The sequence below is a fragment of the Arthrobacter sp. NicSoilB11 genome, assembly GCF_019977375.1.
Taxonomy (GTDB): Bacteria; Actinomycetota; Actinomycetes; order Actinomycetales; family Micrococcaceae; genus Arthrobacter.
The window spans coordinates 2,676,125-2,690,578 of sequence record NZ_AP024657.1; the positions used below are offsets into that span (position 1 = coordinate 2,676,125).

General features: G+C 68.5%; 12 protein-coding genes. 3 read left to right on the forward strand and 9 right to left on the reverse strand.

From position 1 onward, the window contains the following. Nucleotides 1-47: 47 nt before the first annotated feature. Nucleotides 48-1,382 carry an MFS transporter gene (locus LDO14_RS12420; protein WP_018768365.1) on the reverse strand — a complete coding sequence of 445 codons (1,335 nt, stop codon included), beginning with the start codon at nt 1,380-1,382 and terminating at the stop codon, nt 48-50. A gap of 250 nt (nt 1,383-1,632) precedes the next feature. On the opposite strand from LDO14_RS12420, the gene LDO14_RS12425 reads away from it, so the two are divergent. Next, entirely contained in the window at nt 1,633-2,364 is a 732-nt protein-coding gene (locus LDO14_RS12425; RefSeq protein ID WP_018768366.1) for an IclR family transcriptional regulator, read from the forward strand. A gap of 35 nt (nt 2,365-2,399) precedes the next feature. Here the strand turns inward: LDO14_RS12425 and LDO14_RS12430 are convergent, their stop codons facing one another. From LDO14_RS12430 to LDO14_RS12445, 4 genes are all read right to left on the reverse strand, one after another. Beyond that, nucleotides 2,400-3,656, reverse strand: coding sequence for an MFS transporter (locus LDO14_RS12430; RefSeq protein ID WP_223995215.1), 1,257 nt, complete (start codon nt 3,654-3,656; stop codon nt 2,400-2,402). A 166-nt stretch (nt 3,657-3,822) separates the two neighbouring features. Beyond that, entirely contained in the window at nt 3,823-6,951 is a 3,129-nt protein-coding gene (locus LDO14_RS12435; RefSeq protein WP_223991977.1) for an SMC family ATPase, read from the reverse strand. Further along, nucleotides 6,948-8,126 (reverse strand): exonuclease SbcCD subunit D, encoded by a 1,179-nt coding sequence (locus LDO14_RS12440; RefSeq protein WP_026265630.1) that lies wholly within the window; start codon nt 8,124-8,126, stop codon nt 6,948-6,950. The genes LDO14_RS12435 and LDO14_RS12440 overlap by 4 nt, the downstream gene beginning before the upstream one ends. A gap of 57 nt (nt 8,127-8,183) precedes the next feature. Then, the gene (locus LDO14_RS12445; protein ID WP_223991981.1) at nt 8,184-9,128 is read right to left on the reverse strand and encodes an aquaporin; all 945 of its coding nucleotides are present in this window, start codon (nt 9,126-9,128) and stop codon (nt 8,184-8,186) included. Nucleotides 9,129-9,357: 229 nt separating this feature from the next. Between LDO14_RS12445 and LDO14_RS12450 the strand changes: the two genes are divergently transcribed. Then, on the forward strand, nt 9,358-10,443 hold the full coding sequence (locus LDO14_RS12450) for an ADP-ribosylglycohydrolase family protein (protein WP_223991986.1): 1,086 nt from the start codon (nt 9,358-9,360) through the stop codon (nt 10,441-10,443). On the opposite strand, the gene LDO14_RS12455 is transcribed toward LDO14_RS12450, so the two are convergent. Further along, the gene (locus LDO14_RS12455) at nt 10,424-10,903 is read right to left on the reverse strand and encodes a DUF4395 domain-containing protein (protein WP_223991988.1); all 480 of its coding nucleotides are present in this window, start codon (nt 10,901-10,903) and stop codon (nt 10,424-10,426) included. The genes LDO14_RS12450 and LDO14_RS12455 overlap by 20 nt on opposite strands. An 83-nt stretch (nt 10,904-10,986) precedes the next feature. Continuing rightward, nucleotides 10,987-12,042, reverse strand: coding sequence for an exonuclease domain-containing protein (locus LDO14_RS12460; RefSeq protein WP_223991989.1), 1,056 nt, complete (start codon nt 12,040-12,042; stop codon nt 10,987-10,989). Between the two features lie 68 nt (nt 12,043-12,110). Here LDO14_RS12460 and LDO14_RS12465 point away from each other — a divergent pair, with 68 nt between their 5' ends. Continuing rightward, complete coding sequence (locus LDO14_RS12465; protein WP_223991998.1) at nt 12,111-12,905, forward strand: VTT domain-containing protein; 795 nt, start codon at nt 12,111-12,113, stop codon at nt 12,903-12,905. A 130-nt stretch (nt 12,906-13,035) separates the two neighbouring features. Here the strand turns inward: LDO14_RS12465 and rdgB are convergent, their stop codons facing one another. Further along, complete coding sequence (rdgB, locus tag LDO14_RS12470) at nt 13,036-13,683, reverse strand: RdgB/HAM1 family non-canonical purine NTP pyrophosphatase (RefSeq protein ID WP_018768375.1); 648 nt, start codon at nt 13,681-13,683, stop codon at nt 13,036-13,038. Then, the gene (gene rph / locus LDO14_RS12475) at nt 13,680-14,438 is read right to left on the reverse strand and encodes a ribonuclease PH (protein ID WP_026265632.1); all 759 of its coding nucleotides are present in this window, start codon (nt 14,436-14,438) and stop codon (nt 13,680-13,682) included. Before rph ends, rdgB begins: the two co-directional genes overlap by 4 nt. Nucleotides 14,439-14,454: the final 16 nt, after the last annotated feature.

Consider the following 14,454-nt stretch of genomic DNA (forward strand, 5'->3'; position numbering starts at 1 on the left):
CGGTCCGGGCCTGCAGTCCTGCCCACGTCGTCCGGGGGCGATGGGGATCAGTGGTGGTTGCTGACGCCCAGCGGGCGGCCCTTGGTTTCCTTGGCCAGCACCACGCCGACGGCCGAAATGACGCAGAGGACCATGATGTAGATGCCGATCGAACCGGTCCACTTGGTGGCCTGCAGCAGTGACTCGGCAATGGTGGCCGCGAAGGCGCCGCCCAGGATGGCGCCGAAGGCGTAGCCGATGGAGATGCCGGAGTACCTGACGTTGGCGGGGAACATCTCTGCATACATGGCCGACATGGGACCGTAGGACAGGCCCAGGCCGATGGTCAGGACGAACAGGGCGACGCCGTAGAGCAGGATGTTCTTGGTGTCGATGAGGGCGAACATGGGGATCATCCAGGCAAAGACGATGGCGTAGCCGGTGAGGAAGGTCTTCACGCGGCCGATCCGGTCCGACAGCCAGCCGCCCACCAGGGTGAAGATCAGCCAGCCAAAGGACGCCAGCGTGGTGGCCAGGAGGATCTGCGGGGTGGGCATCTTCAGGGTCTTGGTCGCGTAGGAGATGAAGAACGCGATCAGCAGGTACCCGGCGGCGTTGTTGCCGATGAAGATCAGGGTGGAGTACAGGACGGGCAGTTTGTGGTTCCGGATCAGCTCGCCCAGCGGCGCTTTGCTTTCCTTCTTCCGCAGGGCCATCTCCTGGAAGACGGGGCTCTCGGCGACTGCGCGGCGGATCAGGTAGCCCACCACGATCAGGACGATGGAGAGCAGGAACGGCACGCGCCAGCCCCATGCCGCGAAGTCTTCCTTGGACATGCCGGTGTTGAGGAAGTAGAGCAGGCCGGTGGCCAGGATCATGCCTACGGGTACGCCGATCTGCGGGTAGGCTCCGAACAGGCCGCGGCGGCTGATGGGTGCATGCTCAACAGCCATCAGGGCGGCGCCGCCCCATTCCCCGCCGGCCGAGAAGCCCTGGATGACGCGCAGCAGGATCAGCAGGATGGGAGCCCAGGCACCGATCTGCGCATACGTGGGGAGCATGCCGATCAGAGCCGTCGCGGCGCCCATCATGACCAGGGTGAAGACCAGCATCGCCTTACGCCCCAGGCGGTCGCCCAGGTGTCCGGCGACAACAGCGCCGAGCGGGCGGAACAGGAAGCTGATGCCGATGAGGGCAAACGAGAGGATCTGCGCCAGTCCCGGGTTGGACTCGTTCAGCGGTGCCAGGAACAGCGGCGACAGCAGCGTTGCGGTCAGCTGGGCAAAGATGAAGAAGTCGTACCACTCGATGGTGGTGCCGACGAGGGTGCCGGCGAGGACCTTGCGTTCCTCCCGCCGGCTGCTGGGACCGGCGGGGGTATCCACCTTGGAAGGTGTGGTCATTGAAACTCCATTGTTTATTGGGCAGCAGTGCCACCCGGACGCCTTCAGAATTACCGACAGAACGGTCAGTTAGTTAGTAGGGTACTACGGAATTGTGATGCGGGACACGGGGTGGGGATTTTTTTCAAAGGGATGTGCCCGGCATGAGTTCTATATTCGAACTGCAAGTTCGTATAGAGGACAATACCCGGTGCGCCCGGATGAGACAAGAGTCACGGCAGGCCGCGCGTTCGCCCCTAGGATGGATTTCATGACACCTCCAGCAGCCGCAGCCCGGACGGCGGAGCCGCAGGCTTCGCCGTCCCAGACCCTTTCGCGCGGCATCCGCGCCCTTGAGATCCTGGCAGCTGCCCCGGGCCCGCTGACCATCGCCGAACTGGCCGACGCCATGGGTGTCCACCGTTCGGTGGCCTACCGGATCCTGCGTACCCTGGAAGACCATTCCCTCCTGGTGCGTGACGATGCCGGACGGGTCCAGCCCGGCCCCGGCCTGGCAGTCCTGGCCCGGGGAGTATCGCGCAACCTGCAGAGCGCCGCCCTTCCCGAGCTCACCCAGTTGGCGAACTCGCTGGATATGACGGCGTTCGTTGCGGTGTGGGACCACCATGACTGCATCACGCTCGTCACGGTTGAGCCGCGGCATTCGGGCGCCACCGTGGCCCAGCACCCTGGTACGCGCCACCCCATCAACGCAGGCGCGCCGGGTATCGCCATCCAGTCGGCCCTTTCCGAAGCCGAGTGGGACCGCTTGGATACGGGTATCCCCTACCGTCCGGAGGCGTCGGAAGCGCGGAGGAGGGGTTACTCAGCCAGCCATGACGAGGTCATTGCCGGGGTTTCCTCGCTGGCAGCCCCTGTCCGGGTGCCCGGCGGGCGCCCGGCCGCCCTCGCCGTCGTCTACATCCGTTCCGCCCATGATCCGGAAACGGTGGGGGCGGCCATCGCCGCAAGCGCGGCCAGGATCGAGGGCCAACTGGCGTAGCAGCGGGAGGGCGGCAGGCTGGCATGGAGGCCCTGTCAGGTCCTCCGGCGGAGCACGACGGCGGCCCCGGCCCCAAGCAGCGCCAGCGCTGCGGCCGCGCAGACCGGGACAAGGAACGCGGCCGCCGGGCCGTGGAGTTGGGCCAGCTGTCCCCCAATCGAGGACCCGATGGCCGTTCCGGCGACAATACCGCTGGCCAGGGCGGTCATGACCGTGCCAAGCCGGCCGGCGGGAGCCACCTGTCCGCCCACGGCGAAGACCGTGACCATGACCGGACCCACCGGGAGTCCAAGGACCAGCAGGACCGCCGCCATCATGGGCAGCGATGCCGGCACCAGCAGCAGGACCGCCAGCCCCGCCATCAGGGCTGCGCACAGCACCCAGCGCAGTGCCAGGCCGGCGCGCCGCGGCCAGTAGGCAACCGAGAATGCCGCCACTGCAGAGCTTAGGCCCATCACGGCGTACAGCAGGCCCGCAATTTCCGTGCCTGCGAGCCCCGCAGAGAAGGCGCTGAGGGCGGCCTGGGTGGAACCGAAAAAGGTCCCCATGCAGACCATGGCCAGAACCGGCAAGGCAACGACCCATGGCAGCTTCACGGGTTGTGCCCTGCCCGTGCCCTTCCTGCGGACGGGACGACCGGTGGCAGGTACGGCGCCATGGGTAGGGTGCACCGCGAAGGCAGGGACAAGGGTGATGGTCATGGCCGCTGCCAGCGCCAGGGGAAGCCAGGGCGCCACGAGGCTGGCCAGGATTCCCACCAGGGCCGGCCCCAGGACAAACGTCAGTTCATCGGCCGTGCTCTCGTAGGAGAGCGCGGTGTCCAGCTCACGGGCAGCGCCACCGGACGGCGCCGACGGACCTGCGGCATTGGCTGTCAGCGCCATCCACCTGACCCGGGCCAGGGGTCCCACCTGGGGGCAGGTGGCGCCGGCGGCGAAGGCGGCCACCAGGACGGCGGGCGGGAAATCCCCCGCCTCGGATGTGGTGTTGGCGATGAAGACCAGGGCCAGCACCGCCACGGTGTTGAGCAGAGCGGACAGGAGCAGGACGGGCCGTTGTCCCCGCCTGTCCGCCAGGGCTCCAAGCACCGGAGCTCCGAGCGCGGAGCCGATGCCCACCGCGCCGGCCGCGGCCCCGCCGGTGGCGAAGGAACCCGTGACCGAGGTGACCAGGGTCAGCGTGCCCATGGCCAGCATGGCCAGGGGAAGCCGCGCAAAAAGTCCCAAGGGAATGAAGCTTCTGCCGGCGAGCTGCGGCAGCCGGGAAAAACGCCCCCTCGCTGCCCGTTCCATGGAGTCCGGGCTGGAGGTTTCCTGCTCTGCGGCGGTGCCGGCAGGAGTGTCGGGGGTGGTTGAAGGAGTAGTTTGTGGTGTCAATTCCGGGCTCGTTCAATAGGTGCGCATCGTCCCTCCTCCCGATGCGCGCAACCCGGTAACGCGCTCCATCATATCGGCCTGGTCAGGCGAGGGCGTCCACAGTCTCGGAGATCCGCAGCGTGGAGCCGTTCCGGCTCTTGATCACTTGCAGCTGGGTCCCGATGCGCTGTTTCATCTCGGCAACATGGCTGACCAGTCCCACCACCCTGCCGCCGTCGCGGAGCCCCTCAATGGCATCCATGACCTGTTCCAAGGACTGTTCGTCCAGGCTTCCGAAGCCCTCATCCACGAACAGGGTCTCGATTTCCACCCCTCCGGCTTCCTGCTGGACGACGTCCGCCAGCCCGAGTGCCAGCGAGAGCGACGCCATGAAGGACTCGCCCCCGGACAGGGTGGAGGTGTCCCGCCGGAAGCCCGTCCACTGGTCCACCACTTCAAGTCCCAGCCCTGATTTTGCGCCACGCGCTGCCTTGGCGTCGGTGTGCTGGAGCAGGTAGCGGCCATCACTCATGGCCACCAGGCGTTCGGACGCGGCGAGGGCCACCTGCTCCAGCCTCGCCGCCAGGACGTAGCTGTTCAGGCTCATCCGGTACGTGTTCTCACCCCGGCCGGCTGCGGCGTCAGCCAGCCCGGCAAGCATCTGTGCCCGCTCCGCCGGTTCCCGGGATGCGCGGACCAGCTCCTGGTAGTCGGCGGCGATCGTTTTCAGGGATTCCAGGCAACGCGAGGCGAGACCGGCGGCAAGATCGGCTTCCCGCGCGTCATTCTGGGCAGTGGCCGCCTCCAGGCGAAGCGCTGCCAGCCGCTCCTCGTCTGCCCGGAAGCCGTCCGCGGCTTCTGCCAGTGCCAGCACAATGTCCTCGGATTCGAACAATCCGGCAACGCGCGCGGCTTCGTCCTGGGCTGCACGGCCGGCGGCTTCCAGGGCTGCCGCTTCGGCGGCGCCAAGGAGCTGGCTGCGGACGTCGTCTGCCGTGGCGAAACCCGCACCCGGCAGGGCCAGTTCCAACTGCTCCTGCGCTTCGGCGGACTGCAGCCGCGCCGCGTCCAGCCGCGTCTGCGCCTCGACGGCCTTGTCCAGGACTGCTGCGGCGTCCTCGAGTGCCCGCAGCCGGCGGGTCAAGCTGGGGTGGGGGCCGCGCAGGGCGGCGAGCGCCTTGTCCAGTGCTGCAGCCTGTTCGGCCGCCTCGGCAAGGGACACGGCAGTCCGGGACAGCTCTGCCTCTGTTTCGGACAGCGCGGCACGCGCCTGCCCCAGGCCGGCATCCAGCGCTTCCAGCCGTTGCCGCCTGTCCTGCAGCTCCTCTGCGGCCTGCTCGGCGTCCGCGGCGGCAGCGAGGGCGGCCTCGGCACCGGCACGTGCCTCTTCAACAGGGGTGGTCCCGCCCTGGCCCGCGAGGACTGCCACGGCCTGCTCCGCTTCTGCAAGGTCAGCGGCAACAAGGGCATGGGCTGCCTCTGCGGCCTCGTATAAGCGGTGGGCTTCCTCTTCATCCTGGGCCAGGCCCGGGCCGGTAGTGCCGCCATCCGCGGGGCGGGGATGCTGCCCGCTTCCGCAGACGGGACAGGGCTCGCCGGCAACCAGCTTGGCTGCCAGCTCGGATGCGGCGTTGGCGAGCCTGACCTCCCGCAGGTCCAGCCAATGGCGTTTTGCCTCCAGGAGGTCCTCCCGCGAATCGTCATGGCGGATCCTGGCCAGGTCCCTCCGCTGGGCAGCCCGCCCGTGCCGCCGGACGATGTCCAGCAGTTCCGCGGCCGCAGCGGCTTCCTTGCGGCGGAGTGCCACCTCGATGGAGCGCGCTTCCAGCTGGTCCATACCGTCGGCCAGTACCGCCCGATCGTCCTGCAAATGGGCTGCGCGATTCCCCAGCGTCTCCACGGTGAGCCGGAGCTCTTCCTGCCGGCCGGCCAGGCTCCGGTGCCGCTTCCGCAGGTCCTGGAGCCTGTCCTCGTCCGGCAGCCGGGCCTCGACGACGGCCAGCAGCGAACGCAGCCGGCCCAGTTCGTCCGCTGCCCCGGGGACGCTGCCTCCGGCGGCGAATGGTTCCAAACCCAGTGTTTCGGAGCCCGGTGTTTCGGAGCCCGGTGATTTGGAGCCCAGTGTTTTGGAGCCCAGGGTTTCCAGACCCAGCCGGGCCAGTTCGCCGTCGTCCGTGGCAGCCATCCGCAGCAACGTCAGGGCAGATTCTGCAGCGGCTTCCGCGTTGTGGACCTTGGCTGCCGCAGCGTCCACGGCCTGCAGCTGCCCCTGGAGGACCTCGGCCTGGCGGTGCCGGGCCAGACGGGAGGAGAGCTCATCGCGATGCGCGGCCCCGTCCTCCACGGACTTCCGCCGGGCGGTGGCCGCCTGGAGTTTCCGGTGCCGCTCATGCCGCGCGGCTTCGCTGTCCACCTCACTTCGGCGGTCCTGGCTGAGCGCCGCCGCGGCTGCGGCGTGCTCCGTGAGTTCCGCCAGCCGGCCGGCAACGGAAGCCTGCAGCCAGTCAAGGCGGCCGGGGACGTCGTCCGCCGGCGGAGCTCCGGCATCAGGAAGCCGGAGCGGAGCGGCCTCGGTTTCGGCACGCGAGGCAAGGAGGCCGAGTTGGCCGGACAGGGCGGCGACGTCCTCCCGGGCGGCGGCAGCCTGACGCGAGAGTTCCTGTTCCAGGGCCTCGAAGCGCTGGGTGCCGAAGAGCTTTTGCAGCAGGTCCAGGCGGTCGGCGGCCTTGGAGCGGAGGAAGGCAGCGAAATCACCCTGCGGCAGCATGACCACCCGGGTGAACTGCTCACGGTCCATGCCCAGCAGCGCCATGATCTCCGCGCCTGCTTCGTCGTTGCGGGCGGACTTTTCCACCCACGCACCATCGATCCGTTCGCGGAGCAGCGTCTTTGCCTGCTGGACCGTGAAGCCATTCTTGCCCCGCGCGCTGGGCTTGTCCCACGCCGGCGAGCGGGTCACTTCGAAGCGGCGGCCCTGCGAGGAGAACTCGCAGGTCACGGCAGGTTCCTGACCAGGTTCCGCGTGGTCGCTGCGCAGCCGCTTGCCGTCCTGCCGGGCACCGGGGACAGATCCGTACAGGGCAAAGCAGATGGCATCCAGCACGCTGGTCTTGCCGGCACCGGTGGGCCCGTTCAGCAGGAACAGGCCATGGGCGCTGAGGCGGTCAAAGTCGATGTCCTCGGTTCCGGCGAAAGGGCCGAACCCGGAGATGCGCAGATGGTGGATCCTCACCGTGACGCCTCCAGCAGCCTGACGTTTTCCAGCGCGGCGGCGAGCGCGTTCTTCTCCGCCGGGTCTGCAGCCCGTCCCCGCACATGCTCCAGGAAACCGCAGCACAGGGCGAGGTCATCCGGTGCGCCCGCGAGCCTGCTGCTGTAGCTGGCCTGGGGGGCGGCAGCCCCGCCCTGCGGATCGAAGGACAGGACCAGGGTGTCCGGGAACCTGGCGCGGAGCCGTTCCATGGCACGGGCGGGACGCTGGGCATCCGTCAGGGTGATCTGGCAGTAGGCGGTCTCAGCCCAGGCGTGGCCCGGGTCCGCCAGGAGATCTTCCAGGGTTCCGCGCAGTACGGCGAGGGACCGCGGGGCCTCCCACAGGACCTCCGCCACGGATGTGACTCCCGCCGGACCGATGTCCACCAGCCAGGCACCCTTCCGGTGGGCGGCCTCGGAGAAGGAATAGGCCAGCGGCGACCCGGAATACCTGACGGAGCCGGACAGCTGTTGACGCCCGTGCAGGTGGCCCAGGGCGGTGTAGCTGAAGCCGTCGAAGAGGTCCAGCGGCACCGCGCCCACGCCGCCGATGCTGAGGTCCCGTTCGCTGTCCGAACTGATGCCTCCGCTGGCGAAGGTGTGGGCCAGGATTACGGAGTGGACGGTGGCGGTAGCCGCACGCCGGGCGATGTCTTCCCGGATCAGGGCGGTGGCCGCCCGGGTTACCTCGAAATGGCTTGGCGTTTCCGCCCCCAGCTGTTCGGCGACAAGCCTGGGCTCAAGCCATGGGATGCCGTACAGCGCGAGGACGGCGTCCTTTCCGGCAGCATCCGCGCCCAGCGGCAGCAGGAGCGGGTGGGCGAGGTCCTCCACCCTGGTGCGCAGGTGCACTCCCCCGCGTTCCAGCAGGCGGGAGGCGAAACCCAGGCGGATGGCGGAGTCGTGGTTCCCGCTGGTAAGCACCACTTTTGCACCCGTGGCAGTCAGGCGGACCAGTGCGTCATCAAGCAGGTGGACCACGTCCACGCCCGGCAGCGCCCGGTCATAGACGTCGCCGGCGATCAGGACAACGTCCACGCTGTCCCGCTGGACCGCTGCCACCAGCTGGTCAACGAAGGCGCGCTGGGCGTCCAGCATGCCGACGCCGTGGAAGGAACGGCCCAGATGCCAGTCCGAGGTGTGAAGTAACCGCATATCCCTAAGCTATCGGCAACCACTGACACTCAAGGAAAACGCCGCGGCCAGCGGCGGTCAGGACCGTTTTCCTTCGAAAAACTCCTGCGCCTCGTTGACGCCGCCTGCGTCCTGCCGGGCGGCCGCTGCGGGCACAGCCCTGTCCGTGCCGGCACTGTCCATGGCGTCGTCGTCGGCCTCCCCGGCGTCGTCGTCAGCCTCGGCGGCGCCCTCGTCGTCATGGAGGTCCGCGCCGTCCTCAACGGATGCAGCGGACTCAGCCACTCCGGTAATGCGGAACGCCAGCCCCGCGATGGCAGCGCCGGCCAGCGGCGCGACCAGGAAGACCCACAGCTGCTCCACGGCCCAGCCGGAACTGAAGACGGCGGAGGCGACGGCGCGGGCGGGGTTGTACGGCAGGTTCCCCACCGACTGGCCCACCTGCAGCAGGGCCGCGAAGGACAGGCCGACGGCAACCGGCGCCGCGCTGCGGCTGCCGCCGGAGCGGCCGGCGGCAAGGAAGACAGCCACGATGATCGCGGCCCCCAGCAGTTCCAGGAGCACGACGGCGGCGAGCGGGGCCTGAATGATGGAATGCTCGCCGAAGCCCGCGGTCACGGTGTCGAAAGCAGTACGGCTGTCAGGGATGCTGGGCAGGGTGCGGAGGATGCCGAACAGGGCAAGGGCACCCACCAGGGCTCCCACCACCTGGGCGGCGGCGTATGCGGCGGCGGCGCCGGCACGGATCCGTCCCGCCAGGAGGTGACCCAGGGTGACGGCGGGATTGAAATGGCCGCCGGAGATGTGTCCGAAGGCGAGCATTGCCGCCGTGATGGCCAGGCCGGCGGCAAGGGCCGCCGGCACCGGGCTGGACTGCGGAATGCTGAACAGCGGCACGCCCAGCCCGGCCACGGCCAGGAAGAGGCTGCCGAAGGCCTCGGCCACCAGGCGGGTCATCAGAGCGCTGGGCGCGGTGGCCGCGCCGGGCTGCAGTGCGTCGCGGGCGGGGACAGGGGTGCTCATGATGGGACCTTCGCTTCTTGGGGCCGGGGCTTTGCGTTGCAAGCGGCAACTGCTGCCGGTTCCGGGGGTTCCACCAGCTTGCGGGGCGGCGCCGGGCAACCCGTGCAGTATTCCAGCCCAGGCTGGGCGTTGGCTGGACACCAGCCGTGCGCAATGGCCGGCGGGACGGAAGGGACCCGGCGGAAAGGACCGGACCGGGGGACCGGTTTTTGGACGGTAAATTTACTTCATGAGCATCGACCCCGTCATTCCCGCGCCCACCCTCAAGTCCCGGATCCATGGCGCGCTGCTGGGCGGGGCGCTGGGGGATGCACTGGGCTATGCGGTGGAGGCTGATTCCATCGGCGCCATCCGCCGGCGCTTCGGAGCCCGGGGCCTGAGCGGGTTTGACGCTCTGTCCGGTTCCTGGCCTTTTTCCGACGACACGCAGCTGACCCTGTATACCGTGGACGGGCTGGTGGAGGCGTTGGAGTGGGCCAACGAGGGGGTGGGTGCGGATGTGAACGCCTGCCTCTGGCTGGCGTACCTGCGCTGGCTGGCCAACCAGGGCGAAGACGCCGGGGCTTCAGCGCCCGCACCCCAGCCCCGCTGGATCGACGGCAACGAGGTGCTGCGGCAGCGCCGGCATCCGGAGCAGGACTGCATCACCGGGCTGGCCTCCGGCGAGATGGGCACGTCGGTCCGCCCCGTCAACCCCGAGGCCAAAGGCGCCGGCACGGTGATGCGTTCGGCGCCGTTCGGGCTGATTCCACATATTGCGCCCGACGCCGTCTACAAGCTCAGTTCCGACGCCGCTTCCCTCACGCACGGGCACCCTTCCGCCCGCCAGAGCGCCGGAATCTTCAGTCTCCTGATCCATAAGCTCGTGTCCGGCGAGGCGCTGCGGGACGCCGCTGCCGCGGTGGCCGCGCACGCGGCCACCCTCCCGGACGTGGCGCCGGAACTCCCGGAGAGGCTTGAGGCCGCCCTTCGTCTCGCCGACAAGGCAATCGTTGCCCCGGAGGAACTGGTCCACGTGCTTGGCGGGGGCCGGATGGCGGAGGAGGCACTCGCCGTCGCACTGTATGCAGTCCTGGCCACGTTGCCCGCTGACGACGCGGACGCCGGGCCCGGCCGGCATTTCCGGGACGCTGTTGTTCTGGCCGTGAACCATGACGGCCCCAGCAGTACCACGGGCTCGCTGGCAGGGAACATCCTGGGCGCCTTCTATGGGGAAGACTGCCTGCCGGCGCAGTGGCTCGGGGCCCTGGAAGCGCCCGGGGTGGTCCGCGGCATGGCCAATCAGTTGGTGAAGGTCACAACCGGCGAAGGCTGATGTTGTTGCAGGCCTCGCAGACGTCCTCGGGGACCAGCCCGCGGCGCTGCAGGAACCCGAAGATGGCGCACCCCAGGCAGAACCCGGCGAAGGCCTCCAGGGAGGCTGCCACCACCAGGATCCCCAGGAGGGTCCAGGCTGCGGCTGCTGCACCTGCGGCGAACAGGAGCAGCGCCGAGGTGGATACGGCGGCACCTATCCCCTGGGCAAAGCGCTTGGGCGGCCCCGGCACAAGTCTTACCTTTCCCAGCCGCGGAGTGATGACCTTGACTGAGAGCAGCGCCAGGGGTGAAATCCGCGGGCCGAAGAGCAGACGCAGCCAGAACCCGATGGAGATGGCCAGCAGCCCCCACCCGGAGCCCGCCAAGGCGGTGACGACGGCGAGCAGCACCACGAGCGCTGCCGTGACACGGGCGGCGTACTCGTTGACGGGATTGGGAAAAGCGAACAGGGACGCCATATGGCAAGGCTAGGAGCCTGTGGCAGGGCTGCCAAGCTGTGTTGCGCCGCATGAAGCGGGCGCGACTTTGAGTGCCGGCCGCGTCAGGCGCTGACGGCAGTCGCGCGGGCGCCGTCCCAGGTTTCCCCGGGGTCGGCGTGCAGGGCGTCCCCGTTGCCCGCCATCTGGAGGAACTCACCCTCGGACAGCACTTCGATGGCTTGTCCCCGCTCATGGAGCTCCAGGACGCGGCGCGCCTTGCCGGTGAGCCTGCCGGAGCGCAGGTCTGAGGCAACGAAGCCATCCCCCACCACCAGCACGGTGGTACGGCCGGTGACCCGGCTTTCCGTCCGGGCACCGCACCTGGCCGAGCGCAGCTTCGCTTCCGGACGGGCAATGGAGAGCTGCCCGGTGAATACCACCGTCTGCGCGTACAACGGATGGCCTGGCTCGGCGTCCAGGTTGGGTTCCGGGTTCAGCCCTTCCTCGGGCCAGCCGGACTGGAACCGGCGCACCAGTGCGGCACCGTTGCCGGACGCAGCAGCCATGGCCGCCACGCTTGGCTTCGACAGGTCGCCCGAGGCGGGATCGAAGGCCTGCTGGTGCGGCATGGCCAGCCCCAGGGAGAGGAAGAGTTCGGCGATGCTGTTGGCACCGTTGCGCGCGGCGATGTCGACGAGGATCCCGGCACAGGCGCGGGCGTCCTCGGCGGCGTCGTGGTGGTTGACCAGCGGTACGCCCGCTTCCTCGGCGGCGAAGGGAAGCGAGTTGGAGACGAGCGAGTAGCAGCGCCGGGACAGCATGACGGTGCAGACGTAGTCGTAGGCGGGACCGGGCAGGCCCGATACCTCCAGCGCCGAGCGGATCACGCCCAGGTCAAAGGCCGCATTGTGGGCTGCAAGCACGTCGTCGCCGATGAACGCGCCAATCTCCGGGAACAACTCCCCAAAACGGGGCCTTCCGGCAACATCCGCAGCCGTGATGCCGTGGATCCGGACGTTGTGATGGTCAAAGTGGTCATAACCGGCCGGGGGGCGCATCAGCCAGGAGGCCTCTGCGACGATTTCCCCGCCCCTTACCTTCGTCAGTCCCACAGAGCACGGGGAGCCGCGGAAGCCGTTGGCCGTTTCGAAGTCGATCGCCGTAAAGTCCAAACCCACGGCCCCTACCTTACCGCCGCAGGCCTCCCAGACCGGTCAAGTACCCTTGAGAGGTGAACTTTCCTGTGATGAATGACCTCGCTGTGTCCATGCTGGTGGGTGCGGGACCGGTCCAGCCAAGAATGGCTTCCTTCCTGCCCGATTGGCTGAACCCCCAGGTCTTCCTGGCCGATCCCGCGCTCGCCCCCTGGGTGGTCCTGCTGGTGTGCGGCATCGTCTTCGCCGAAACCGGGCTGCTGGTGGGGTTCTTCCTCCCCGGAGACTCCATGCTGTTCACCGCCGGCCTGCTGGTGGCCACGGACACCATCAAGTTCAACATCTGGCTTTTGGCCCTCCTGATCGTAGTCTCGGCCATCATCGGCAACCAGACCGGCTACCTCATCGGTTCAAAGGCCGGTCCCGCCATCTTCAACAAGCCAAACGCCAAGCTCTTCAAGCGCGAGAATGTCGAAAATGCGCACGCCTTCTTTGAAAAGCACGGCGGCAAAGCACTGATCCTGGCCCGCTTCGTCCCCATCATCCGGACCTTTGTTCCTGTGATCGTCGGCGTGGCGCAAATGAGCAGGAGGAAATTCTTCCTCTACAACGTCATCGGAGCGGCACTGTGGGGCGGCGGTGTGACGCTGCTCGGTTACCTGCTGGGCGACAAAGTTCCGTGGGTCCGGGACAACCTGGACATCATCTTCATCGCCATTGTGCTGGTCTCGGTGATTCCCATCGGCATCGAGGTCCTGCGCGGCCTGTCCGCCAAGCGCCAGGCACAGGCCTACGGCACGGACGCGGTGGACGAGTTCATCGAGGAACACGAACCGGACGAGGAGCGGAAGACTCCCCGCAACAGCCACCGCGGCCGGCCGGAGTAGCAGCCTTCCCCCGGCCAGACTGCAAAAGCCGGCCAGGCTGCAAAAGAAGGTGCGCATCCCGCCGGGATGCGCACCTTCTTTTGTTGGCTGGCCGTTTTGAAGTTGGCTGGCCTGCGGGCAGGCAGGTTCCCTAGCGGGCCGCCTCCAGGGCCGCCACAATGGACGGCAGCAGGGCCCGGAAGGCCTTGCCGCGGTGGCTGATGGCGTTCTTTTCCTCGGCGGACAGTTCGGCACAGCTGCGGTCCTCGCCTGCCGGCTGCAGGACGGGGTCGTAGCCGAACCCGCCGCTCCCCCGGGGTTCGCGCAGCAGGATCCCCTCAAGCTGCCCGTACTCCACCACTTCGCGCCCGGGTCCGCCTCCGTCAGCGGGCACGGCCAGCGCGGCGGCGCACACGAATGCGGCGCCACGGTGTTCGTCCGGGACGTCGGAGAGCTGGTTCAGCAGCAGTTCCAGGTTGGCGGCGTCGTCGCCGTGGCGTCCTGCCCAGCGGGCGGAGAAGATGCCCGGGGCCCCGCCCATGACGTCCACGGCCAGCCCGGAGTCGTCGGCAATGGCCACCAGGCCGGTGGCGCCGGCGACGGCGCGGGCCTTCAGCAGCGAGTTTTCGGCGAACGTCACGCCGGTTTCGGCAACGTCCGGCGCACCCGCCGCCGCCGCGTCCACCACCTGGGTGTCGACGTCGAGCCCTGGCACCTGCCCACGCAGCAGCTCACGGAGTTCGCGGAGCTTGCCCTTGTTGTGCGTGGCGAGCACCAGCCGGGGAGCCGGGCTGCTCACAGGGATTCCGCCAAGGTCTCGCGCTGGATGGCAGCGAGCTGGGCGGTTCCCAGCAGGGCCAGGTCAAGGAGCTGGTCCAGTTCCGCCCGGTCGAAGGGAGCGCCCTCGGCCGTGCCCTGCACCTCCACGAACTTGCCGGAGCCGGTCACCACCACGTTCATGTCGGTTTCAGCGCGGACATCCTCGACATAGGGCAGGTCCAGCATGGGAACCCCGTCGATGATGCCCACGGACACCGCCGCGATGGTGTCGATGATGGGCTGGGCGTTCCTGCCGATGAGCTGGTTGTCGCGGGCGAACCGGATGGAGTCCGCCAGTGCCACGTAGGCACCGGTGATGGCCGCCGTGCGGGTGCCGCCGTCGGCCTGCAGGACGTCGCAGTCCAGCACGATCGTGTTCTCGCCCAGGGCCTTGGTGTCGATGATGGAGCGCAGCGAGCGCCCGATCAGGCGCGAAATCTCGTGGGTGCGGCCGCCGATCTTTCCTTTGACGGATTCGCGGTCGGACCTGGTGTTGGTGGCGCGCGGGAGCATGGCGTATTCCGCCGTGACCCAGCCGCGGCCCTCGCCCTTGAGCCAGCGCGGGACGCCTGGGGTCAGCGACGCCGTGCACAGGACCCTGGTGTTGCCGAACTCGATCAGTGCCGATCCCTCAGCCTGGTTGGACCATCCGCGGGTGATGCTGATGGGCCGGAGCTGGTCCGGGGCACGGCCGTCGGCGCGCACAATGGGCACTGCAGTTGCTTCAGATGTCATGCCCCTAGCTTATCGA